General features: G+C 41.7%; 20 protein-coding genes and 1 riboswitch. Of the genes, 7 read left to right on the top strand and 13 right to left on the bottom strand.

Annotation, left to right across the window (positions count from 1 at the left end; genetic code table 11):
* Positions 1 to 84: 84 nt before the first annotated feature.
* The 8 genes from R2Q66_RS19855 to R2Q66_RS19820 form a co-directional block, all read right to left on the bottom strand.
* Positions 85 to 2,130 (bottom strand): prolyl oligopeptidase family serine peptidase, encoded by a 2,046-nt coding sequence (locus tag R2Q66_RS19855; protein WP_410479444.1) that lies wholly within the window; start codon positions 2,128 to 2,130, stop codon positions 85 to 87.
* 106 nt (positions 2,131 to 2,236) lie between these two features.
* Positions 2,237 to 2,638: a (deoxy)nucleoside triphosphate pyrophosphohydrolase gene (locus tag R2Q66_RS19850; RefSeq protein ID WP_316752361.1), complete on the bottom strand. Its 402-nt coding sequence runs from the start codon at positions 2,636 to 2,638 to the stop codon at positions 2,237 to 2,239.
* 154 nt (positions 2,639 to 2,792) lie between these two features.
* The gene (locus R2Q66_RS19845) at positions 2,793 to 3,179 is read right to left on the bottom strand and encodes a nuclear transport factor 2 family protein (RefSeq protein WP_316752359.1); all 387 of its coding nucleotides are present in this window, start codon (positions 3,177 to 3,179) and stop codon (positions 2,793 to 2,795) included.
* Between the two features lie 48 nt (positions 3,180 to 3,227).
* Positions 3,228 to 5,726 (bottom strand): outer membrane beta-barrel protein, encoded by a 2,499-nt coding sequence (locus R2Q66_RS19840; RefSeq protein ID WP_316752357.1) that lies wholly within the window; start codon positions 5,724 to 5,726, stop codon positions 3,228 to 3,230.
* A gap of 73 nt (positions 5,727 to 5,799) precedes the next feature.
* Positions 5,800 to 7,554, bottom strand: coding sequence for a M56 family metallopeptidase (locus R2Q66_RS19835; RefSeq protein WP_316752355.1), 1,755 nt, complete (start codon positions 7,552 to 7,554; stop codon positions 5,800 to 5,802).
* A 106-nt stretch (positions 7,555 to 7,660) separates the two neighbouring features.
* The gene (locus R2Q66_RS19830) at positions 7,661 to 8,059 is read right to left on the bottom strand and encodes a BlaI/MecI/CopY family transcriptional regulator (RefSeq protein ID WP_316752352.1); all 399 of its coding nucleotides are present in this window, start codon (positions 8,057 to 8,059) and stop codon (positions 7,661 to 7,663) included.
* 206 nt (positions 8,060 to 8,265) lie between these two features.
* Positions 8,266 to 9,093 carry a DUF3050 domain-containing protein gene (locus R2Q66_RS19825; protein WP_316752351.1) on the bottom strand — a complete coding sequence of 276 codons (828 nt, stop codon included), beginning with the start codon at positions 9,091 to 9,093 and terminating at the stop codon, positions 8,266 to 8,268.
* A 103-nt stretch (positions 9,094 to 9,196) separates the two neighbouring features.
* A complete protein-coding gene (locus tag R2Q66_RS19820; RefSeq protein ID WP_316752349.1) occupies positions 9,197 to 9,862 on the bottom strand; it encodes a class I SAM-dependent methyltransferase in 666 nt (221 codons plus the stop codon).
* A 245-nt stretch (positions 9,863 to 10,107) separates the two neighbouring features.
* Here R2Q66_RS19820 and R2Q66_RS19815 point away from each other — a divergent pair, with 245 nt between their 5' ends.
* Positions 10,108 to 10,545, top strand: coding sequence for a DUF3995 domain-containing protein (locus R2Q66_RS19815; RefSeq protein WP_316752348.1), 438 nt, complete (start codon positions 10,108 to 10,110; stop codon positions 10,543 to 10,545).
* Here the strand turns inward: R2Q66_RS19815 and R2Q66_RS19810 are convergent.
* Entirely contained in the window at positions 10,476 to 12,011 is a 1,536-nt protein-coding gene (locus R2Q66_RS19810; protein WP_316752347.1) for a PLP-dependent aminotransferase family protein, read from the bottom strand. The genes R2Q66_RS19815 and R2Q66_RS19810 overlap by 70 nt on opposite strands.
* Before the next feature lie 117 nt (positions 12,012 to 12,128).
* On the opposite strand from R2Q66_RS19810, the gene R2Q66_RS19805 reads away from it, so the two are divergent.
* A complete protein-coding gene (locus tag R2Q66_RS19805) occupies positions 12,129 to 12,599 on the top strand; it encodes a cupin domain-containing protein (RefSeq protein WP_316752345.1) in 471 nt (156 codons plus the stop codon).
* Positions 12,600 to 12,670: 71 nt separating this feature from the next.
* Positions 12,671 to 13,570 (top strand): dihydrodipicolinate synthase family protein, encoded by a 900-nt coding sequence (locus tag R2Q66_RS19800; protein WP_316752343.1) that lies wholly within the window; start codon positions 12,671 to 12,673, stop codon positions 13,568 to 13,570.
* 4 nt (positions 13,571 to 13,574) lie between these two features.
* Here R2Q66_RS19800 and R2Q66_RS19795 read toward each other — a convergent pair whose 3' ends face one another.
* From R2Q66_RS19795 to R2Q66_RS19785, 3 genes are all read right to left on the bottom strand, one after another.
* The gene (locus R2Q66_RS19795; RefSeq protein ID WP_316752340.1) at positions 13,575 to 13,796 is read right to left on the bottom strand and encodes a hypothetical protein; all 222 of its coding nucleotides are present in this window, start codon (positions 13,794 to 13,796) and stop codon (positions 13,575 to 13,577) included.
* Positions 13,797 to 13,883: 87 nt separating this feature from the next.
* Positions 13,884 to 16,256 (bottom strand): ABC transporter permease, encoded by a 2,373-nt coding sequence (locus R2Q66_RS19790; protein WP_316752338.1) that lies wholly within the window; start codon positions 16,254 to 16,256, stop codon positions 13,884 to 13,886.
* 215 nt (positions 16,257 to 16,471) lie between these two features.
* The gene (locus tag R2Q66_RS19785) at positions 16,472 to 17,632 is read right to left on the bottom strand and encodes an MFS transporter (RefSeq protein WP_316752336.1); all 1,161 of its coding nucleotides are present in this window, start codon (positions 17,630 to 17,632) and stop codon (positions 16,472 to 16,474) included.
* Positions 17,633 to 17,818: 186 nt separating this feature from the next.
* Here R2Q66_RS19785 and R2Q66_RS19780 point away from each other — a divergent pair, with 186 nt between their 5' ends.
* A complete protein-coding gene (locus tag R2Q66_RS19780; protein WP_316752334.1) occupies positions 17,819 to 18,217 on the top strand; it encodes a YtxH domain-containing protein in 399 nt (132 codons plus the stop codon).
* 517 nt (positions 18,218 to 18,734) lie between these two features.
* Here the strand turns inward: R2Q66_RS19780 and R2Q66_RS19775 are convergent.
* Positions 18,735 to 19,889 carry an MFS transporter gene (locus R2Q66_RS19775; RefSeq protein WP_316752332.1) on the bottom strand — a complete coding sequence of 385 codons (1,155 nt, stop codon included), beginning with the start codon at positions 19,887 to 19,889 and terminating at the stop codon, positions 18,735 to 18,737.
* Positions 19,890 to 20,122: 233 nt separating this feature from the next.
* Between R2Q66_RS19775 and R2Q66_RS19770 the strand changes: the two genes are divergently transcribed.
* The 3 genes from R2Q66_RS19770 to thiC all read left to right on the top strand — a co-directional run bounded on the left by R2Q66_RS19770 (position 20,123) and on the right by thiC (position 23,147).
* Positions 20,123 to 20,686, top strand: coding sequence for a ferritin-like domain-containing protein (locus R2Q66_RS19770; RefSeq protein ID WP_316752328.1), 564 nt, complete (start codon positions 20,123 to 20,125; stop codon positions 20,684 to 20,686).
* A 169-nt stretch (positions 20,687 to 20,855) separates the two neighbouring features.
* Positions 20,856 to 20,943: riboswitch (TPP riboswitch) on the top strand.
* A 63-nt stretch (positions 20,944 to 21,006) separates the two neighbouring features.
* The gene (gene thiS / locus R2Q66_RS19765; RefSeq protein ID WP_316752326.1) at positions 21,007 to 21,210 is read left to right on the top strand and encodes a sulfur carrier protein ThiS; all 204 of its coding nucleotides are present in this window, start codon (positions 21,007 to 21,009) and stop codon (positions 21,208 to 21,210) included.
* A gap of 53 nt (positions 21,211 to 21,263) precedes the next feature.
* Positions 21,264 to 23,147: a phosphomethylpyrimidine synthase ThiC gene (gene thiC, locus R2Q66_RS19760; protein WP_316752323.1), complete on the top strand. Its 1,884-nt coding sequence runs from the start codon at positions 21,264 to 21,266 to the stop codon at positions 23,145 to 23,147.
* Positions 23,148 to 23,154 lie beyond the last annotated feature (7 nt).

Below are 23,154 nucleotides of genomic sequence, written 5' to 3'. Positions count from 1 at the left end.
CATACCATTAAACAAGTCAATTAATGATCAAATGAAAATGCCAATTGAAATTCTCAATTGGCATTTTCATTTAACTACTTCGGATTACTTTTTATAATTAATCCCCATGTTGTAAAACAGGAAAGCCCACCTATCGGCAATTTCTTCGATGGCCTTATCCGTTGGTTTTCCTGCCCCATGACCGGCATTGGTCTGTATGCTGATTAAAACCGGTGCATCACCCGCCTGATCTTCTTGCAGCGTTGCTGCAAATTTAAAAGAGTGCGCAGGAACCACACGATCATCATGATCTGCCGTTGTAATTAAGGTTGCAGGATACTTAACCCCTGGTTTTAACGCATGAACCGGCGAGTATTTGTACAAGTATTCAAACATCTCTTTTGAATCTTCCGAAGTTCCATAATCGAAGCTCCAACCCGCCCCGGCAGTAAATTTATGGTAACGAAGCATGTCCATTACCCCTACCGCAGGGAAAGCCACTTTAAACAAATCCGGACGTTGTGCCATGGTAGCGCCAACCAGCAAACCACCATTTGAACCGCCCATACTGGCCAGGTAGTCTTTTGAAGTGTATTTACTGGCAATCAGGAACTCTCCCGCAGCAATAAAATCATCAAAAACATTCTGCTTTTGCAACTTCGTTCCTGCCAGGTGCCATTTTTCACCATATTCTCCGCCACCGCGTAAATTGGCTACGGCATAAATACCACCTTGCTCCATCAGTACAATATTAGCCGTACTAAATGCCGGCGTCAGACTTACATCAAAACCGCCATAACCATATAAAACAGTCGGATTTTTACCATTCAGGACGATGCCTTTTTTATAGGTAATGATCATCGGAATCTTTGTACCATCTTTTGAAGGATAAAACACCTGCTTAGACTCATAATTTGAAGGATCAAAATCTACTCCGGATTTCTTATACACTTCCGATTTACCATTGGCGATGTTATATTTAAAGATCGTAGAAGGATACACATAAGAAGTGAAAGAGTAGTACAACTCTTTATCCTCTTTCTTACTTCCAAAACCACCGGCTGTACCGATGCCCGGAAGCTTGATTTCATGCTCCATTTTACCATTCATATCATACTGCAGCACCATGGATACGGCATCTTTGATATAATTAGCGAATAATTTACCACCACCTGTAGAAGGACTCAATACATTTTCTGTCTCCTTAATCAGTTCTTTCCAGTTTTCTACACCAGGATTGGCTGCATCAACCGTCACCACACGACCGTTAGGCGCATTTAGATTGGTATAGATGAACAACTTCGTTCCAATGTTATCAATGATACTATGGTTCTTGTCAAAATTAGCAACTACAGGCACAATCGCACCATCCTTAGCATTAAGATCTTTGATGTATAACTCATTACCAGAGGTAGAATTAGCCGCAGAAATGATCAGGTAATGTTCATCTTCGGTTAATCCCGCACCAATATAACGTCTCGGGGTTTTGTCTCCGCCAAAAATCAATTGATCATCCTTTTGAGCAGTGCCCAACTGATGAAAAAACAGTTTATGGTATTGCGTTAGTCCGGATAACTGACTGCCTTCTGCTGGTTTATCATAGCTGCTGTAGTAAAAACCAGTATTACCTTGCCAGGCGATCCCTGAAAATTTAACATCGGTCAGCGTTTCACCAACAACAGATTTATCACTTGATTTCAATACAATCACTTTAGTCCAGTCGGAACCTCCATCTGAAACCTGATAAGCCACCATACTACCATCTTTTGAAAAGCTTACACCTGCCAAAGAACTGGTTGCATCTTTTGAAAAGGTATTCGGATCAAGAAAAACCTCTGGTTCCCCACCATCCTTCTGACGGTAAAGTACGCTCTGATTCTGTAACCCCGTATTCTTATAATAATAAGTATAGCCGCCTTCTTTAAATGGCTGAGAATACTTTTCATAATTCAACAGTTTTTTCAGACGTTCCTTAATGTCGTTCCGATAAGGAATTTTCGCCAGATACGCGTTGGTTACCGCATTCTGCGCTTGTACCCATAATTTCGTTTCTTCCGAACGGTCGTCTTCCAACCAACGGTAAGGATCTGCTACAGTAGTACCAAAGTAAGTGTCTTTTACGTTTTCTTTTTTTGTTTCAGGGTAAATCATAGGTGTTTTTGGGGTATTACTCAGCTGGGCTTCCGCAACGAATGGAAGCATAACGGCGAGCAATATCAACCCTTTGCCTGAGTTTTTCATAAATTCTATTTATTGGTTATGAGGTAACATCATTTGAAATATTCAGATACTGCTGAACAATTGGAACATCTGCTTCGGCCCAATCGCAATTTAGTAAATCTGAAGGCGCCATCCAAGCGTAAGCCGCATGCTCTTTCAACACAATTGTTCCGCCGGTAATGCGACAGACAAAAGGAAGTAGCAGGATAGAAAAGTTCGGATAATGCCAGGGAGCAGCGGGTCGCGGAGCAATGATTTGAACATCAAGGTCTAATTCTTCTTTGATTTCCCTGATCAGGCATTCTTCCGGACTTTCGCCGGGTTCAATTTTACCGCCGGGGAATTCCATTTTTAAAGGCATAGACATGCTGGTACTACGCTGTGTAACCAATACCAACCCATCCTCATCAACTATAATCGCACAACAAACTTCAATCATAGCCCAAGATAATTAAAGATTGGCGTTAACTAAACGCTAACTTTAATTTCCATTTTCAGCCCAAAGATTATGATATAAAAAAACCGCTTATTGTTCCATTGGTAAATGGTCAATAAGCGGTTTTCAATGATTAGTCTTATGGATTATGACTGGGTTAGTCCAGGGAAACGAACAACTCTGACTGTGTTAGCCAAACGCCATCAATTTTGCGCCACATGGCGGAATAATTACCTCTGAATGGTTCGGTTTTGTAATTCCAGGCACCGGTTTCCCAGGCTAAAATCCCACTATCACCGATTACAATCGACGAAGGAATACGTTCAAACAAAGGTGGTTTTCCTGCAAACATCTCTTTCCATGTTTTCAATAACTTCGCTTTCCCTGAATACTGTCCACCCTCACCGGAGATCACAATGATATCATCCATCCAATATTTGGCAACGCCGGCAACATCCTGGTTAGAGATAGCCATATTTGAGTCCATCCTCGAAAGGCGGATGGCTTCTTCTTCTTGTCTTTTAAAAAATGATACTGAACTCATAAAAAATAGCTTCGTCTTGATTGTTGAACTGCTAAGATGGTGAAAATATTAATTCTTCACTCTATTTTGCTCCGCTTCTGCCCCTGTATTTTTATGTTTTCTTAGTCCTGAAAGGGTCTTTCCAAAGCGGTAGCTATAACTTAGCACTACATTTCTAGAATCTGCACGGTTGCGCCATCCGGCCTCTACATTTTTCAGGTTATTGATTTGTCCATTGGTAATTCTGGTATAAAACAGATCGTTACCATTGATCCTGATCGTAGATGCCGGAGAAAGTTTCTTTTGAAAACCTGCATTAAATCCATGCATCGGACCTACAATAAACTGTGCATCGGTGATTTTAGACCTGTAAAAACCGCTAAACTCCGCCGTCCAGGTTTCCGTCAGTTTAAATTGAAAACTATTATTAGTAGAAAAAAACGTCCCTTTGCCATGTAAGGACCCACTATAAAAGTTGGCACTCCTTGCATCAAGATTGGTCAACTCTCCATAAAACGTCCAGGTTAGCCATGAAAACAAGTCCAGCCCTGAATTTACGCTAAGACTTTTCACTATTTTCCTTCCGATATTACCCGGTCTGCTATAATAAATCCCGTCACGAATTTCAATAGTTTCATTAACCTCATCTTTGGTATCGCTATAACTTAACGTCGTAGTGATCTTATTTTTGAAGGTATGAGAAAGCTCGATACTATTCGTAAAAGAAGGATTCAGGAAAGGATTTCCCTCATAATAAGTGAACTTATCCAGTGGGGAGATAAAAGGATTCAGGTCCTGAAAATAAGGCCGGTCTATTCTTCTGCCATAATTTAAACCAATCTGATTGTTTCCGGAAGTATCCAGTTTATAGGATATATATGCCGTAGGAAACAAGCTCGTATAGTTTCTTTTGAAAGCGGAATCAGGTTTCAATGGATTTCCTAACTGATGGCCATCAGAATTGGTGTTTTCTGCACGTAGTCCCAATTGTACTGACCATTTCCCGGTTTCCCTGCTCAGGTTTAAATAGCCGGAATTGATGTTCTCTTTATAAATGAAATGATTACTCTTTTGATAATCAGGTTTTCTTAGCCCGGCAATCGAATAGCTGTACTCCCCAATATTATCCGTCCGGGTGTAACTCGATTTCAGACCTGCGTCCATTTTCCATTTGTTCTTAAAAGGCTTCGTATAATCAGCTTTCAAGCTGTAAATCTTAATATTAGCGGGTAATTTCCCATGTAGAATATCTTCAGATTTCAAACTTTGATCCGGAAAATAAGAAGAATTAAAGATTTCCTGCTGCGTATTGGTGTTGTAAACCAGATAATCGGCATCCAGGGCAAGCTGTTGCCCCGATTTATCAAAATCATGGCGATAATTTAAGTTAACACCCAGGTTTTGAAAGCTTGTCTTTTCTTTACTTAGTGCTTTAACCAAGGAGTCCAGCTCCCGTCCTGCATTTAAAAGTTTACTTACATTATCGGTTGTCGAATTCCCTGACCGATCCATACCCGTTAAAACCAGTCCCCAGGTCGTCTTCTCCGATTGATAGTAATCCATCCCTATTTTTCCATTGAAAACATTGCCCTTTCTCCGGATATAACTGTTTTGTTCGAAAAAAGACTGCGTGCTTCCATCTTCATTTTTATACCTTCGGAATAAGTCCAGATCAGTGAAACTATTTTGATAATTGTAACTCAGATTGGTAAAGAAATTCAGCTTATTTTTCCGGTAGTTCATATTAAAACTGTTGTTAGTTCTGGATAGCTCCCCTTGATTATAGCCCAGATTTAATCCGCCATTCCAGCCAGACTGGTTGTTTTTACGGGTTTTAATATTGATTACCCCACCTTTTCCGGCAGCATCATATTTTGCCGGAGGATTGGTCATCAGTTCAATCTGATCCAGTGCCGAAGAAGGCAGAGACCGCAGGTAATTTTCCAGGTCTGCACCCGACAAATAGCTGGGTTTACCATCGATAAAGATACTGACTCCCTGTTTTCCTTTCAGACTAATCAGTCCATTCTGATCCACAATCACCCCCGGCGATTTCTCCAGAACATCCATTGCCGTTGTACCTGCATTGGCAATCAAGGCATCTACATTAACCACTGTCCGGTCTATTTTACGCTCAATAAAAGCCTTTTTACCTACCACAGACACCTCTTTCAGTTCTTTTGTAGCGGGCATCAGCGTCAGTTCAGGAACCAGCATCCGCGCATTCAACCCTTTCAATACCAATACCGCAGTCTGTACATTTTGATAACCCATTGCTGAAATTTTCAATTGATAACTTCCTTCGCTCAACTGTTCAAAAGAAAACTTTCCATCTTCTGCGGTAAAAGTACTTTTCAAAAGACTACTATCCCCGACATTAAACAAGGCTACTGTTGCCAGATCAAAAGCATTTCCGGAACTATTCAAAACCTTTCCTGAAAGCTGTCCGGTTCCCTTTACTTTGCTGGAAACCGGAACTTGTTTCGCCACTACAGGGGCCTGACTAAAAGCTAAAATATGGGCTGTACTCAACCAGGCGACCAAAAATGCCGCAATCAATAATCTCATCTGTTTTAATAATTAAATGGCGGAAACAGGCCTTGCAACAAACCAGGGCCCTTAATTAAACGTTTGTTATTTCTCACTTTGATTCAGATTCCTGCTCATAGGCTATAATCCAATCGGGGCTTTTTATATACTTTTGGGTGTATCTTTTTCGAACTCCTTCCGGAAGTTTCATTTTATTTAAAACAAACTTATCTTTATTCATTTCAAAAGAAAGCCTGTCATCTCGCTTCACCAAACGATCTTTGATCAAATCATTCAGGATATATTCCGATATTTTCTCGTCAACAGCTTTTCCTCCTTCCGAAACAAGCTTACTACTAATGGAGGATTTTTTAGTCGTAGTAGCCTTCATGCTCTTTGGTACTGAAGCCAGTATTTCATCAAAAGTCCTACTTTGATCAGCCTCATAGCCATTTTCTCCATTATCAATCGTCGGCTCTGTGACCTCTGTGGTTCTTCCTCCGGTTGCAATAGCCATTTTTTGTGCTTCAAAACTAGTTTCTTCATTTCCTGAACTACTCAGTTTAGTTCCAAATATGGTATCTCCAGCTATAGATATTGTTTCTCCGGTTTTGGAGATCACTTTGCCGGTTTCAGCCATCATTCTGGCCATTTCAGCTTTCATCCTTTCCAATTCGGCTTTCATTTTTTCCGGTTCGGCTTTCTCCGCACTGGTCTGGAACACTGTAGATCCAATAGAAGATACCATATTTTTGGCTTTCGAGGCCGTCCAGTCAACCGCAGAGCTCAGGTGATCAACAACCGATTTTTCCTTTTCAACAGAGACCTGTTCATTGCTATTCGATACGCTTTGATCCGGATCTTGTCTCAGCGAGGCGATGATCATCGTTAAAACCACCATACTCACTAAAGCGATTCCCATAATCCGCAACTCCATTTTATTTAGTGTTGGCGTATGACTAGAAACCATTCTTTTTACACGTTTCAACAATTGACCTGGCTTATCAGCAATAGCCATTGCATATTGGGGTTTATTCATTTGAAACTCCTCACAAGAAACGAGGGCACTGATATAACCTACTTTATTATTGGTATTTAAAACCGCCAGGTCATCACAGCAATTCTCCCTTTCCTCCCTGATCAGTTCACTAATCCATAAAACTGCCGGATTAAAGAAAAACACCAGTTCCATAATGCTTTGCAGGATATTCACCAGATAATCCCTTCTCTTTACATGCGCCAGTTCATGGCAAATGATCGCCTCTACTTCTTCTTTTGAAAGGTTATTGAGCAAACCAATCGGAAGCAGGATCAGCGGTTTAAAATAACCAACGACCATGGGTACATTGACCAGGCCAGACTGTACAATAGTGACCATTCTATTGATTCCAAATTTTAGCGCCAGTTCCCAAACGCGGTTTTGCCAATAAGCACCGGCAGCTGTAATTTTGGTATTCCGTAATCTTTTGATACTATACAGTCCTGCAAACAACTGAATACTTTTTGCCGCGACTACTAAAAGCCAGATCAGTACAATATTAGTGGTATAGGGAATAAGATAAGACCATAATTTCCCTATCCAAACGTCGGGTTGAGAGGCCGTAATGGCCGACCAGCCTGTGCCATTTCCAGCCACACCCGGGTTAGCCATTTTTCCGGAATCAGCAAGCGGGGTCTCAAATTTCCATTCATATATAAAGCTGGCAAAGACACCTACCGAAAACAAAATGAAACATGAAATCAATAGATTATACCGCAACCTGGCGCTAGAGCGATTGGTAAAAACAAGCACTGCGGCAGTGATAAAAGCAAGGATCAGGCCTTGCCATAGAGAGTGTAGTAACGTTTTAAAAATGATGCTTTCCATTCCTGTGGTTCTTTAAGGAGGTTCTGTTTATTTGGAGGAAGTATTTCTTTCTTTAGTCGGGTCTTAGTTTTAAAAGTTAGTGTTTGTTTTTCAGCAGGTTATGCGCCTACTTTTTCTCCAGTTGATTCAACAAAACCTTGATGGCTTCCAGATCTTCTTTTGAAGTTTTCTTATTGCCCATCAACTGCATCATCAACCGGCCTGCCGATCCATTGTACATGGTATCTATAAACTTGTCCAGCAGAAAATCTTTGGTGGTCTGTTCCTTTTCAGCAACATGATAAATATGTTTCATTTGACTTTCATCCCGGGTCAGAATCCCTTTCTCCGCCATGATTTGCATCAATTTCAGCGTTGAGGTATAATTGATCTCCCGAAATTCATTTAATTTATCATTTACCAAACGAACGGTCAACGGCCCCTTCTCCCACAATACCTGTAAGATCTCTAATTCCGCTTTCGTTGGCTCTATTTGTTTCTGGTTTTTTGGTTGACAGGCTTCCATAATTTAAAGGTAGGAAACTTTTCGTACGAAACAATACTTAGGATGATTATTTTTAGGAACTAAGAAATCTGATTCAAAAGACGCCTAAAAAAATACGGGCAGAAAACCTGAGTTCTCTGCCCGTATCGCTCAATTAATTCAAGGCTAATCACACCTTATTCCAATACAATCCTTGTTTCCGGGCTTAATCAGCGCTCGTTTTCAGATTAGTTATGATCTTTTTTGCGGTTCATGATGGCCTGATAAGCACCATTCCAAAGTCCGGTTCTTTTTCTTAAAGATTCCATACTCATTTCTTCTGCTGCAATCCAATATGCTTCATTTGTACCACAAAGTTCCGCAGTCATTTCCAGGGCCAGGTGGCTATGGTGATCTCCATCTACTTCGATATGTCTGTCGAGGTAATATTTAAACAAAGAAATCTGATCCGGAAACTTCTGATTTAAGTCGTTAACCATAGTTAAAAACATATTTGGAATCAGGTCTTCCCTACCAAAAGTAAAGGTACTGGCTTGAATATGTGCTTGCTTTTCATGAATCACCTGGAAGGTGAAATCAACAAATTCTCTCGCTTCAACCGGAGTTCCCGCAGCCTGGTAAGCTTCATTCATCGTTTTACCCGATTTTAAAGCCGCTAGAAATCTGGCAATTTCGGTCGTATCTGCGCCACATTGCTCCATGGCATCCAGGTACATTTCGAAATGGCTTTTCTTATTTCCCAGCGCATCCACATCAGATTCTTCACCGGCAACGATTTCATTGATCAGGGAACGTGTATTTCCGGAACCCACCGGGAACCAGGGAATACTGGTACAGGTCAGGTTAATTTGCAAAGCTTTTAACAGGGACATAAAATCCCATACTGCATATATATGGTATTCCATAAAGATTCTTAAATCTTCCAGGTCATTGATCACCGCATAAACTTTATGCTGAATGATCTCCTGTCTTAAGGGCTCAATATGTTGTTGAATTTTTTCTAGTGTAGTTTTTGTTGTGTTTTCCATGGTCGTAAAAAATGCAAATGTATACATTCAGTACGATTGAATATCAGTAGCTGGCACGAACTTATTTTAAAATGACAATAGTCATGATTTCACAGGATAACCTACTCCAACAGGCACTAAAAGCGACCATTTACTTCCCGGCAGTGATCACAATAATATCTCTTTTCACATCCATACCGATGTTATTGATGACCTGTTCTTTCTCTTCCCATACTTTGATCACTTCAAAGCCTACCTCTTCCAGTAAATCTCTGACCATCTGGGTGTCGTATAACTGAAAATCCCATTTGGTAAAAGGCAGTTGCTCCATGAAATTCTTGTCGGCAAAACCGATACAAAAGTAACCGCCTGGTTTTAACGCTTTATAAATTTCCGTTGCATAGGCTTTGGGGTCTTTCCAGAAATACAAGGTATTTACAGTGAAAATCTTATGAAAAGACTGCTCAGGAAAATCAATACGCACACCGTCCGACAAAGAAAAAGTGACAACACCGGCTGCTACCAATTCCTGATTAATGCGATTGGCTTCTTCGATCATGGTCTCAGAAATATCAATTCCTGTATACTGTAAGCCCTTAGCCTGTTTCATCAGCATAGCCAGATGACTTCCATTTCCCGGCCCGATTTCCAGCACCTGCTGTTGATCAGCAAGCTTCATGGCATCAACCGTCCGCTTGATCATATTTTCATTTGAAACAGCCATCCGTTCTCCGGTGACCTTTCCAGCTTCACCTTTTGGCGAACTCAACTGACTACCGACTGCTTTCAATTCGTCTTCATTCATTTTATTTTCCATAATAGAGCTGTTTTAAATCCCCGGGATCAAACTGACCGATCATCTAATCCCCAGATTTGTCCTACAAGATATAAAACAACTATGGAGAATTAAAGTTAGGTTTCGGATTTCTCCTGAAAATGATCATTCCTGAAATGAAAAAGAAGATTCCTGACAGTCGGAAAAATAATTGATCATTTTTTTTGCGGTCTATAGTATGAAAACCGAAAGTATTGCGATATTGCGGCCCTTTTTTAGCTATAACTATGATGATGTTTTTCCTGGTTGCAATCAATGCAATGATTTTTCTTTTCCTGGCTTTTTTACATATTTACTGGGCATTTGGTGGCACCTGGGCATTGGAAAATGCACTTCCTGTATGTTCTAATGGAGAAAAACCCCTACAACCTGGTAAAGCAGGAACATTAATGGTGGCCCTTGGACTGGTAATTTTCGCCTACATCACGGTAGCCAATACCGGAATTATCGGAACCTTTATTCCAATAGACTACATCCATTGGGCGACTTATTTCATTGCCGGAATCTTTTCTTTACGTGTCATTGGCGATTTCAAATACATCGGTATGATGAAAAGTGTTAAAGGAACTGGTTTCGCAAAAGAAGATACCAGGACTTATATCCCTTTGTGTCTTTTGATTTCCCTGTTCAGCTTATCCATCCCATTGATGTCCTGCGCAAAATAGTCCCGGGCAAATTGCCCAATCAACCGGATGCCGCGTTCCATTTCTTCGGCTTCCAGAGAAGCATAGCCCAATCGCAAGGCATTCAAAGGCTGTTCATCAAAAGAAAACCTTTCGGTAGAAATCACCTGTACCCCGTTTTTCAACAACAGTGCGGCCAAATGAATGGTATTTACCGGTTTTTTAAAGACCAGCCAGAACGCTAGTCCGCCTTCCGGAAGTTCATAATCCGCGACCTCCTTCATATACAGGTCCAGGTATTTCACCATCAGATTCCTTCGCTCCCTGTATACTGCCAACGCCCTTTTTGCGTGTTTATTGACCAATCCTTCTTCCATCAATTCCGCGACAGCATTTTCCATCACTGGGTCTCCCTGACGGTCAATAGTCATCCTTAACGCGGCTAAAGAATCGACAAAACGCTCCGGACCAGCTACATAACCCACCCTTACCGCGGGAGCAATCAGCTTACTTAAGGAACTGATATAAATCACGTTATGTGCATCCAGGTAGCTTGCCAATGGCTGCAAACTCCTGCCACCGAAATGATAATCATGGTCATAATCATCCTCCACAATGGCAAAACCATATTGATTGGAGAGGTTCAGCAATTGCAGCCTCCGATCTGCTTTCATACTTCTGGTGGTCGGAAATTGATGCTGAGGCGTCACATACACCGCTTTTATGCTTTGCAACTTGCAAAGCTGTTCCAGCTGCTGCACATCGATCCCCTGTTCATCCAAACCGACAGGTAGCAGGGTGGCACCAGCATGTTTAAACACATCAAATGCCGGCCGGTATCCCGGATTTTCAATAGCCACGAAATCTCCGGGTTTAACCAATACCTGAGCGGTTAAATAGAGTGCCATTTGGCTTCCTCTGGTGATACAGATCTCGTTGACATTGAAATTCAAGGCCCGATCCATGCTCAACATCGTTGCTATCGCAAGGCGCAGTCGCTCCTCGCCTCTTTCATTGGCATAGCCCAACATCCGCCACCGGGCTTTCTGCTGAAATATCCGTTTGTAAGCTCTGGCTAACTCATCCAGAGGTGCGAGTTTAACATCAGGTAAACCATCATTAAACACTATTAATGGCACATCTGTGGCAATATCTGCCAGACTCCCTGCTTGATAAGCGGTAAAAGAAAAGTTCTTTAAAGATGAGATACTTTCTTCATTTCTTTGCTTTCGTCTGATCTTTTGTTTAGGCAGTTTTTCAGAAACGAAGGTTCCTTTTTTGTAAATCGTCTCTAACCAACCTTCTGCAATCAACTGCTCATAGGCGAGGACCACCGTCTTTCTATTTAAGCCTAAATCCTCCGCGAGACTTCTCGTTCCCGGCAAAGACATGCCTGGTTTCAATCTTCCTTTGAGGATTTCTGCGATCAGTCCATCAGCAATTTGCTCGAAAACAGACTTATCTGTTCCCAATTCAATGTTTAATACGGTTTTCCAAGGTCTCAGCATCTGGCCCATTAGTTTCACTAAAAACTGGATGATTTTAGTCAGCCAAAAATAACCAAATTTTGCAGTATCAAAAACGAATTAATAATTGAAAAGAGTTCACCATTAAATGATAAGATCATGAATACAACATCAAAAGAAAACAACAACCCATTGTCATCAAAAGATTTTCATCAAACTTTTGCACGTCCAAACTACCAGCGTCCGGAGAAGTTCATCCATAAAAATGTAGAACAGGCAGGTGTTCACAACCAGTTTTCCTCAGAAAGAAAACATCCGGTATTTTTTGTAGACCTACCCACCAAAAATGTGAGCATGACCATTGGCGGACTATTACCCGGCCAGCTGACCAACAAACACCGCCACACTTACGAAACCGTTCTTTTCGTGATTGAAGGAGCAGGTTATACGGAGATAGAAGGCGAAAAAGTAGCCTGGCAGGCAGGAGATGCCGTTTACATCCCGGTTTGGGCATGGCATAGGCATCAAAACACCAGCGATGTAAACCCAGCTAAATACATTGCCTGCGAAAATGCACCGCAATTGCAACATTTAGGTGTAGCACTTCGCGAAGAAGAAGGCCGGGATTAATCCATAGCTAATTCCAGGAAAGCACCCAGGCAAAGCTTAATCATTGATCACAGCAATTAAATTATAAAAACATGAACAAATCCATATTTAAAGGGATCATCGCTTATCCGATTACCCCCTTCAACGAACAGGAGCAAATTGACATTCCACTTTTCAAAAGACTATTGGAGCGATTGGTGGTTGCCGGCAGTCATGCCATTGCTCCATTAGGCAGTACCGGAGTGCTGCCTTACCTAACCGACGAAGAGAAAGAAGCGCTTACCGAAGCCACGATCCAACAAGTTGCGGGAAGGGTTCCTGTCCTGACCGGCGTATCCAACCTCACTACAGAAAGAACCATTTATCACGCTAAATTCGCTGAAAAAGCAGGTTCTGATGCCGTTATGATCTTACCCATGAGCTATTGGAAACTTAATGACCAGGAGATTTTCGCACATTATGAGGCAGTGGCAAAAGCCATTTCCATTCCGATTATGGCCTATAACAATCCAGCAACAGGTGGTGTAGACATGTCGCCGGCCTTATTAAAAAAGCTATTGGAGATTCCCAATGTAACCATGATCAAAGAGAGTTCCGGAGACCTTCAGCGGATGCATACCTTACGTAAAGACCTGGGCGAAGAAGTAGCCTTTTTCAATGGCTCCAATCCTTTAGCCCTTGGCGCATTTGCAGCGGGAGCGCAGGGCTGGTGTACTGCGGCAAGTAATCTGATTCCGGAACTTAATATTGCCTTGTATGAAGCAATCGAGAAAAACGACTTAAACAAAGCACAGGAAGTGTTTTACAAGCAATTAGATCTTTTGAAATTCTTATTGGCCAAAGGATTACCAAAGTCTATCAAAGCCGGACTGGAGTTATTGGGACAAGAAGCAGGGCAGCTTAGAGGGCCGTTAAAGCCCCTGGAACAGTCCGAAATAGCAGAATTGAAAGTGTTACTGGAAGGTTGTGTATCACAGGAAGGCTGTGCATAAAGCATCAGACTTTCGCTTGATCTCTGTTTCGCACATGCTCTGCCAGTTCATAACTGGTAGTGTCAGACTTTTTCTCATCCATAAACAACAAGATAATCAGGGAAATGATCGGGATCAGAAAAGAAATGAAAAACCAAAACCAGAAGCTTTTGCCCATACTGTGAGCAAGGACACCGGCCACGGTCTGAGGAATTAACAAGACACAAATCAGGAGTATTTCTGGCATATTTTGAATGCTATGGCCGATAAAAACCCATAGCATTCAAATATAAGCAATTTAGACAGCTCCCCAAAAATGGTTTTAGAGTTTATATTAATCAGCTTTAAGACATTGAATCGGGCTTACTGTTGCGGCTTTAACCGCCTGAATCGCTACCGTTAACCAGGAGATCAATAAAGCCAATAATCCTGCGCCAACAAAATACCAGAGTTGCAATTCGATTCTATAAGCAAAAGTATTTAACCAATATTGGGTCATGATATAGCTAACCGGCAAAGCGATCAGAATCGCTGCAATGACTGGTTTTGTAAAATCTTTTGATAATATCATGATGATACTTCCTTCCGAAGCGCCTAGTACCTTTCTGATTCCAATCTCTTTCAACCTTCTTTCTGCGGTAAAAGTAGCCAATCCGAATAAACCAAGGCAGGAAATGATCACTGCCAGGGCGGAGAAATAACGGGACAATACAGCTACCCTGGTTTCTGCAACATATTGATCCTGAAAATCCTGATCCAGGAACCTATAATTCAGGATATACCCCGGATTAAATTTTTTATAGAACTCCAGAATCCCGGAAATAGTTTCTTTCTCTGTCCCTGCCTTCATTTTGATCATGACACGATTCAGATTCTTGTCACTGAATCTAAAAAATAAAGGCTTCACCTCCTGATGTAAGGATTCATAATTAAAATCTTTGATCACGCCAATAATCTGATAATCCTGCCCCCAGATCCCAAATATTTTACCCACAGGATCTTTAAGCCCCATCACCTTTATCGCGGCTTCATTGACCAAAACCTTAGCACTATCTGATCCATACTGATCAGAAAAACTTCTCCCTGCGGCCATTTTCATACCCAAAGTCTCCACCATATCTGCACTTATACTCCCTTTCTGGAACTTTATAACGTCTTTTGGGTTACTGCCCTCCCACCGAAATTCACCTGTGGTTGTACTAAGGTCCCCTAAAAAGTTGCGATCCATTCCCCCGGCTTTAACCACTCCCGGTACCTTTCTAACTTCAGTAAGGAAAGAAGCCATGTTGTTCTGCAACCTTCCTTCTGCCTGAAAATACACCACATTATCCTTTTTATATCCCGGGTTTTTAGTCTGTACAAATTCGATCTGCCTGTAGATCACAAAAACCGAAACCATAAGGATTACGGAAAGTGTAAATTGAAAAACTACTAAACCTTTTCGCGTCCATAATTCGGCCATTGTAGTCCCCAATTTCCCTTTTAAAGCGGCTGCCGGATTAAATCCTGACAAGTACAATGCGGGATAGCTTCCGGAAAACAAGCCTGTAAACAAAGTTATTGCCAGTAGCGCGCCAACCATTTTTAAGTCGAAATGCAGGCTTAATGTTTTACCGGCAATGACATTAAATTGGGGCAGAAACAGCTCTACACACAATAGTGAAAGGAATAATGACAATAAAGTCAACATTACAGATTCCGACAAGTACTGAAATATCAAGGACTTACGACTAGCCCCCATCACCTTCTTAATTCCTACTTCCTTCATTCTTCTGGAAGCTTTTGCGGTGGATAAATTCATGAAATTGATACAGGCAATCACCAGAATAAAAACAGCAATCAAAGAAAACAGCTTCACATAATCAATTCTACCCCCGGTAAGTACACCGTTTTCATATTTCCCATATAGATACCCATCCGAAGCAGGACGGATGAACAGCCTCCGGTGAGGCTGATCTTTTTTTGCCATAAAATCCTCGATTTTAGCACTAAATCTAACCGGATCGGTACCTTTTTTCAATAAAAGGAAAGTATTGGGCCCCAGATTCCCCCATTTCAAAAAATTAGACTCCTTAAAAAGGACTTCCAGCGGAACCAGAAAATCAAAATGATCAGAAGAATTATTGGGTGTATCCTTAAATACACCAGAAATGAGCACATGCTTGTCACTTTTAATTTCAGCATTACTCCAAATGATCTCTTTTCCCAGCACGTCTGTACTGTTGAACAACTTTTTCGCAAGGCTTTCAGAAATGACAACATTATTTACTCCGGTTAGTACCTCCGCTACATTTCCAACTACTAATGGATAAGAAAATAGTTTAAAAAAGTCCTTTCCGGCAAACTTTCCTACGGATGTTACGCCTGGATTATCTCCGATTCTCACTTTACTTTCAGCCAGCCAATAAGTCGGACTAGTGGTTACAGCAGCCTCCACCTCCGGCATGTCCTTAGTCAGAGATTCTCCAAGCAAGCCAGATGTAGCGTCTCTTGTATTAATTCCTCCGGCCGTTTTTTCATTTTCCATCACCTGGAAAAGCTGATCATTATATGCATGAAACTTATCCATACGCATTTCATCCATTACCCAGAGGTAAATCAGCAGCGTACAGCAAAGTCCTCCGGTAAGTCCAAGCAGGTTAATTAAAAACGAACTTTTGTATCTTTTGAAATTCCGATAAATCAGGAGCAGATGATGTTGAAACATAAGCGTAGGTATTTTACATCCCATAGCCAATCTATATGCCACACTACGGAATGCATCCTTAGGCCTTAAAATACAATGTTTTACGGAGAACACTGTTCAAAACCGAACAGCCGGCTGTTCGTAATCGGACAGCCGGCTGTTTGAAAATAGTCGGTAAACTCAGGTCTTCATCCAATCGATCCATCGACAGGAGAACATCTTAATATTTTATAAATTTACTTAGCTAATGCTAATCTTTTAGTTCTGGAAATCAGCAACCAGGCAAAAACTGCACCTGATAAGGCCATCACTGTACCTACCCATACCGGAGAAGTGTAATCAAAGCCGGCTGCCAATGGCAAACCACCTAAAAACGCACCTAAAGCATTTCCGATATTGAAACTCGCCTGACTCACGGAGGCGGCAATCATTTCGGAACCTTTAGCCGTATTGATCATCAACATTTGGATCGGGGCAGCCACTGCGAAAGCAATTGCACCGGTAATGAAGGTCATGATTAACGAAAACGTCTGGTTATAAGAAACATAATGGACAATAAATAAAGCGACTGCCATGGCTATCAAAAGAGAAAACGAAGCTTTCGCAGGGGAGAATTTATCGGCTAATTTACCACCGATAAAGTTACCTACAAGCATTCCTAAACCGGCAAGGACCAGAATATAGGTAATCGAATCCGCAGAGAATCCGGAAACATCGGTTAGTAATGGCGCGATATAGGAGTACCAGGAGAACAATCCACCGGTACCGATAGCAATCATTAAAATGATCAGCCAGGCTTCCGGAAGTTTGAAAAATGCCAGTTCTTTTTTCAGGTCTCTGTCTTTAGTTGCAGACAGGTTAGGCATCCATAATTTCAAGCTTAACAGGGTAATTAAACCTACAATTACGATGATCACGAAAGTATATCTCCAGGAATAATGGTGACCTATATAGGTCCCTAAAGGAACCCCTACCACGTTTGCGATGGTTAAACCGGCAAACATCAGGGAAACTGCCTGTGCTTCTTTACCCTTTCCGGCAATCCGGCTGGCCACTACAGATCCAACACCAAAAAAGGCGCCATGAGGAAGTCCGGCAAGAAAACGAGCGGCAAGCATCATGGTATAATCCGGAGAAAAAGCAGATAAAGCGTTAAATGCAGTAAACATGATCATTAAGGCAATCAGAATCTTTTTTGGAGGATAGCTCCCGGTAATGGCCACCAATAATGGCGCCCCTACCACTACCCCTAGTGCGTAAGCAGAGATCAAATGACCTGCCTCTGGAATGGTAATGGCTAAATCTTTGGCAATATCTGGTAACAGGCCCATCATTACAAATTCTGTAATGCCGATTCCTAGTCCACCAAGTGTTAAAGTTAGTAAGCTTTTCTTCATAATCAACTGTAAGTTAGTGTAATAAATACACGATACAAAATTAGCTAAATCATTTGCTTTATTTCGTCTTCATTCTGTCAAATAGAATCGGTCTAATTTGTTTTTTTTCAAACACTTTGGGAACACACTTGTTGGTACATCACACAGGTTATCATCCAATTAGATGAAACCACAAAACCTATTCCCATGAAATACAATAATTATCGTAATGCACTATCTTCCTTAACCGCTCAAAAAACTGATTCGACTTTACCAGTAGTCGCACTGTTAGCCGGATTAGCGATTGGAGCTGTAATAGGTGTTTTATTTGCACCAGAAAAAGGTGTAAATACCAGAACGAAGATATCGGATAAGGCAAAAGATCTGTCTGATACTGCGAAAGACAAATTACACCAGGTAAAAAGCAAAGTGCTATCAGAAGCTGATCAATTGGCTGACCTTAAAGACGAAGCCCTGGACAAAGCAAAAACGAAATCAAAAGAAGTACTAAATGCCGCTGGTGACATCGTAGACCAGCTAAAATCTAAAGCAAAGGATCTGGAATCCGACGCAAAAGTCACTGTAGAAAAAGTGCTGAATAGTTAGTAACTCCTCCCCAACTTTCTTTCTTATCATCAAAAGCCTATTCCTTACGCTGTAATCGAATAGGCTTTTGACGTATATGCCATTTTCTGAATCCATGCTTTCCATGCAGCGTTGCCTCCCTGGGCTGTACTAAGGATGCGTCCGGTATGTGGTCGTGTTGTGTCTTAAGTTTCTACATATTCAACAGGTCCTTGCACCATCCTTGAAAGGTCATTTAGACCTATCAAGGACCTATCAACCATTAATCAAGGATGTACCAGGGATTAAAGAAATTAAGACACAACACGACCACATTCCGGCAGCAGTCCGAACGTAGGATAATAAAAGAAACTAAATTGTATTGATCAATTACTAACGAAATAAGATGGGTCTGGTTGTTACAGACAACTGATCTGTATTGCCGGTAATTGATTTGATATCACCAAACCTGTTATTAATGTCAATAACTATTGTGATACTTAATTTGAACATTGCCAATAGATTTTACACGCCCTTGTGGATCATGCATGAAAAGAAACTATGCTTCTTCTTTATTAGTGAGTTTCTGGTGATTGAAGAACATTTTGGTAATCGGAATCAGCATCAATCCACAAATAGCAAAGATGATAAAGGAAACCCGGAGGTTAAAAGCATGGGCCAGATAACCGATTAAAGGCGGGCCTAACAGCATCCCTGTAATCGAATAGGTTGCAATGATAGAAATCGCCATGCCTGCTGAGTATTTTTTTGAAGCACCTGCAAGGGCATAAGACATCGGAATAATGGAAGCCGTTCCAAAACCTACCAAAGAGAAACCGATCATTGCTGGCCAGAAAACCGGGAAGATAATCGCCAGACTTATCCCTGAAACGATAAATGCGGCACTCATGATATAGGTTTTTGGCATTCCGATTTTGCCAATGATAATGTCTGACAGGAACCTGGAAGCAGCCATGAAGGTCATGAAGATCAGATAGCCATAAGTGAAAATCTCTACTTTAATCACTTCCTGGAAATAGATCCCACTCCAATCGAACATCCCTCCTTCACAAATTGCACATAAAAACACGACAATCCCAAGGTAAAAAATGTAAGGATCCGGTTTACTCAGGATCAGTTTATTGCCGGTTTTAGCCCGGTCGCCACTCAACAGGAATTGATAAGCGTAGATCGTGATCCCCAGCATCGCTACTGCTACGATCAGAAAATGAAGATGTATAGAGACGTCCATCGCCAGTAAAAGCGTAGAAAGACCAATCCCTGCAATTCCACCAATACTCCAGTACCCATGAAATGAACCAATGATTTTCTTGTCGAACTGCTTCTGTAGCGTTAAAGCCTGTGTATTCACGGAAATATTAAAGATCCTGGTGGTGAAAGCGAATAGAATAACTGCGCCCACCAGGCTATAAATGTTGTGTGCAAAACCGATTAAAGCCAGAGAAAAGGCGTTTAACGCATAACCACCAGCCAATGGCACCTTGCTGTTGAATCTGGAAATCAACCAGCCGGAAATTGGCAATCCAAGTAATGAGCCTATGGGTAAGGCGAGTAAAACACTACCCAACTGCGCCTCATTCAGATCAAATGCCATCTTTATCGTTGGGATTCTTGATGCCCAGGTGGCAAAACTAAAACCAGACATGAAGAAGAAAAGACTTAAAAAGAAACGGTGTTTTTGCTTAGAAATCATTAGATGCAAGAATTATTTCACAAAAGTAAGCAATCATTTTGGACCATTTCCCCTATTTCTCCAGACAGAATCAGGATTTCAAGTTCTTTAGGCAGATTATGTTAATCATCCCGCCCTAATAGTGTAAAAAATACACTTACCAGGCGTATTTATTTTTAATAACCTGCTAAACAATTTTTGCGTTGGACTAGTTTATAGGGGGCATAAGTCGAACCTTAAAAGAAAAACGAATTATGGCAACTACAACGAAGAGTAGCAGTACTAAAACTGTAGCTGATTCAACAGCAAAAAACGGAAAAATGGAGAACTCTGAATTCCACAAGTTCTTTGTCGATGAGCTGAAGGACATTTATTGGGCCGAAAAACATTTATCTAAAGCTTTGCCAAAAATGCAAAAAGCCGCAACCAGTACCGAGCTGGCCGCAGCATTTGAAAAGCATACCGAAGAAACCAATAAGCACATTGATACGCTGGAACAGGTTTTTGAGCAGCTGGGCGAGAAAGCTCAGGGCAAAAAATGTGATGCCATGGCCGGCCTGTTAGAAGAGGCAAATTCCATCATTGCGGATACAGAAAAAGGGACATTGATACGTGATGCAGCTTTAATCCTTGCCGCACAAAAAGTGGAACATTATGAGATTGCTACTTATGGCACCCTGAGAACTTTTGCGGTAAACATGGGACATACCGAAGTGGCAGAATTACTACAACAAACACTTGACAATGAAAAAGAAACGGATATCGCCCTAACGGAGATTGCGGAGGAGTTCATTAACGAACAGGCCGCTGCTGAATAATAATTACCAGTTACAATTTTAATCCGGCCCTTCAGGTTCATTTCCTGAAGGGTTGTTTTTTTAGCTATGCTCCCCCGTTTCAGCGCTAAAATTTTCCGATTTCCAATCGCCATTTTTAGGGTTTCTTGATTACGGATTTTGTTTTCCAAAAAAATAGTCTAGTTTTACAAAAAAACTTTAGGGGTGCCTTGCGCTGAGAAATACCCTTTGAACCTGATGCAGTTAGTACTGCCGAAGGGAAAAGTAGAAGCAAATCCGTTTGCCGTCTTTTCATGCCTGTAAAAAGGTCATGCCTATAGTTTTTCCTATTTATTAAAAAAATGGAAATAACTGTAAATCAAAAAAACTATCCGGTTAGCGAATCTTGTTCGATAGAACAATTGTTCGCAGAAGTATTACAGATTCCTGTCCAGGGAATTGCTGTAGCCATCAATCAAACCATCATTTCTAAAACGGAATGGCCGGAAAGGCTGTTGCGCGATGGCGACCGGCTAACGATCATCAAAGCCACTCAAGGCGGATAAACCATCCAGATCTTTCCTACACTAATAAAATTCTACACCAAGATACCGACAATATGAAACAAGAAAAAACGCCGACCGAGCAAGTGATCAGCCGTACTCCTTTTCCGGCCTCCAAAAAGATCTTTGTTCCGGGACAACTTCATGACATCCAGGTTGCGATGCGTGAAATCACATTAAGTGAGACTAAAATTCACAATGGTTTTGGCGCAACAGAAGTAAACCCTCCGGTTACAATTTATGACACCAGTGGTCCATACACCGATCCGAATGCGGATATTGATGTAAAGAAAGGCTTACCAAGACTACGGGAAAGCTGGGTTACCGGAAGAGCTGATGTTGATCAGCTGGATCAGATTTCTTCTGATTATGGTCAGGAGCGATTGGCAGATGACAAATTAAATGAACTCCGATTTTCTCATTTGAATAAGCCTTACCGGGCCAAACCAGGCATGAATGTTTCTCAGATGCATTATGCCAGAAAAGGAATCATTACTGCCGAAATGGAATATATCGCCATCAGAGAAAATCAAAGGATTGATCTTTTGAACGAACAACTAGGCGCACAATATGGGGTAATGGCACACCAGCATCAAGGTCATAGTTTTGGGGCAAATACACCAAAAGGCTATATCACTCCTGAATTTGTACGCTCGGAAGTGGCTTCCGGAAGGGCAGTAATCCCTTGTAACATCAATCACCCGGAATTAGAACCCATGATCATTGGCCGGAATTTCCTCGTGAAGATCAACGCCAACATTGGTAATTCTGCGGTGACTTCCTCTATCGAAGAAGAGGTGGAAAAGGCTGTATGGGCTTGCAGATGGGGTGCAGATACGATTATGGACCTGAGTACCGGTAAAAATATTCATGAAACCAGGGAATGGATCATCCGCAATTCCCCTGTTCCGATTGGTACGGTTCCAATTTATCAGGCCTTAGAAAAAGTAAATGGCAAAGCCGAAGACCTGACCTGGGAGATTTTCAGAGATACACTGATTGAACAGGCAGAACAAGGGGTGGATTATTTCACGATCCATGCCGGGGTATTGCTGAGATATATTCCGATGACGGCGAAAAGAGTGACCGGAATTGTTTCCCGTGGTGGTTCTATCATGGCGAAATGGTGCCTGGCGCATCATAGAGAAAGTTTCCTGTATACGCATTTCGAGGAAATCTGTGAAATCATGAAAGCATATGATGTGGCTTTTTCACTTGGCGACGGTTTACGTCCGGGTTGTATCGCTGATGCAAATGATGAAGCACAGTTTTCAGAACTGGAGACTTTAGGAGAATTAACGAAAATCGCCTGGAAACACGATATCCAAACCATCATTGAGGGTCCCGGCCATGTGCCGATGCACCTGATCAAAGAAAACATGGAGAAACAATTGGAACATTGTTCGGAAGCACCGTTTTACACTTTAGGCCCACTCACTACAGATATCGCCCCTGGCTACGACCACATCACTTCTGCCATTGGCGCTGCAATGATCGGCTGGTTCGGCACGGCCATGCTTTGCTATGTGACGCCAAAAGAACACCTCGGTTTACCGAATAAAAAAGATGTGAAAGATGGGGTGATCACTTACAAGATTGCTGCACATGCCGCGGATTTAGCCAAAGGACACCCTGGTGCGCAATATCGCGACAATGCCTTGAGCAAGGCGAGATTTGAATTCAGATGGGAAGATCAGTTTAACCTTTCCCTGGATCCGGATACGGCAAAAGAGTTTCATGATGAGACGCTTCCTGCGGATGGCGCTAAAATCGCTCACTTCTGTTCGATGTGTGGTCCGAACTTCTGCTCGATGAAAATTACGCAGGATGTGAGGGACTATGCCGCGAAGCAAGGTCTGGAAGAAACGGAAGCTTTAAATCAGGGAATGGCCGAAAAGTCTAAAGAGTTTGCAGCAAAAGGAAGCGAAATTTATTTGTAATTGAAAA

The sequence above is a fragment of the Pedobacter gandavensis genome (assembly GCF_032677645.1).
Classification (GTDB): domain Bacteria; phylum Bacteroidota; class Bacteroidia; order Sphingobacteriales; family Sphingobacteriaceae; genus Pedobacter; species Pedobacter gandavensis_A.
This window is presented reverse-complemented; position numbering and strand designations above follow the sequence as displayed.

What these genes read in the sequence shown, in the direction of transcription:
- R2Q66_RS19855 (WP_410479444.1), bottom strand. Translation starts at nt 2,130, where the DNA reads ATGATTTACCCTGAAACAAAAAAAGAAAACGTAAAAGACACTTACTTT.
- R2Q66_RS19850 (WP_316752361.1), bottom strand. Translation starts at nt 2,638, where the DNA reads ATGATTGAAGTTTGTTGTGCGATTATAGTTGATGAGGATGGGTTGGTA.
- R2Q66_RS19845 (WP_316752359.1), bottom strand. Translation starts at nt 3,179, where the DNA reads ATGAGTTCAGTATCATTTTTTAAAAGACAAGAAGAAGAAGCCATCCGC.
- R2Q66_RS19840 (WP_316752357.1), bottom strand. Translation starts at nt 5,726, where the DNA reads ATGAGATTATTGATTGCGGCATTTTTGGTCGCCTGGTTGAGTACAGCC.
- R2Q66_RS19835 (WP_316752355.1), bottom strand. Translation starts at nt 7,554, where the DNA reads ATGGAAAGCATCATTTTTAAAACGTTACTACACTCTCTATGGCAAGGC.
- R2Q66_RS19830 (WP_316752352.1), bottom strand. Translation starts at nt 8,059, where the DNA reads ATGGAAGCCTGTCAACCAAAAAACCAGAAACAAATAGAGCCAACGAAA.
- R2Q66_RS19825 (WP_316752351.1), bottom strand. Translation starts at nt 9,093, where the DNA reads ATGTATACATTTGCATTTTTTACGACCATGGAAAACACAACAAAAACT.
- R2Q66_RS19820 (WP_316752349.1), bottom strand. Translation starts at nt 9,862, where the DNA reads ATGGAAAATAAAATGAATGAAGACGAATTGAAAGCAGTCGGTAGTCAG.
- R2Q66_RS19815 (WP_316752348.1), top strand. Translation starts at nt 10,108, where the DNA reads ATGATGATGTTTTTCCTGGTTGCAATCAATGCAATGATTTTTCTTTTC.
- R2Q66_RS19810 (WP_316752347.1), bottom strand. Translation starts at nt 12,011, where the DNA reads ATGCTGAGACCTTGGAAAACCGTATTAAACATTGAATTGGGAACAGAT.
- R2Q66_RS19805 (WP_316752345.1), top strand. Translation starts at nt 12,129, where the DNA reads ATGAATACAACATCAAAAGAAAACAACAACCCATTGTCATCAAAAGAT.
- R2Q66_RS19800 (WP_316752343.1), top strand. Translation starts at nt 12,671, where the DNA reads ATGAACAAATCCATATTTAAAGGGATCATCGCTTATCCGATTACCCCC.
- R2Q66_RS19795 (WP_316752340.1), bottom strand. Translation starts at nt 13,796, where the DNA reads ATGCCAGAAATACTCCTGATTTGTGTCTTGTTAATTCCTCAGACCGTG.
- R2Q66_RS19790 (WP_316752338.1), bottom strand. Translation starts at nt 16,256, where the DNA reads ATGTTTCAACATCATCTGCTCCTGATTTATCGGAATTTCAAAAGATAC.
- R2Q66_RS19785 (WP_316752336.1), bottom strand. Translation starts at nt 17,632, where the DNA reads ATGAAGAAAAGCTTACTAACTTTAACACTTGGTGGACTAGGAATCGGC.
- R2Q66_RS19780 (WP_316752334.1), top strand. Translation starts at nt 17,819, where the DNA reads ATGAAATACAATAATTATCGTAATGCACTATCTTCCTTAACCGCTCAA.
- R2Q66_RS19775 (WP_316752332.1), bottom strand. Translation starts at nt 19,889, where the DNA reads ATGATTTCTAAGCAAAAACACCGTTTCTTTTTAAGTCTTTTCTTCTTC.
- R2Q66_RS19770 (WP_316752328.1), top strand. Translation starts at nt 20,123, where the DNA reads ATGGCAACTACAACGAAGAGTAGCAGTACTAAAACTGTAGCTGATTCA.
- thiS (WP_316752326.1), top strand. Translation starts at nt 21,007, where the DNA reads ATGGAAATAACTGTAAATCAAAAAAACTATCCGGTTAGCGAATCTTGT.
- thiC (WP_316752323.1), top strand. Translation starts at nt 21,264, where the DNA reads ATGAAACAAGAAAAAACGCCGACCGAGCAAGTGATCAGCCGTACTCCT.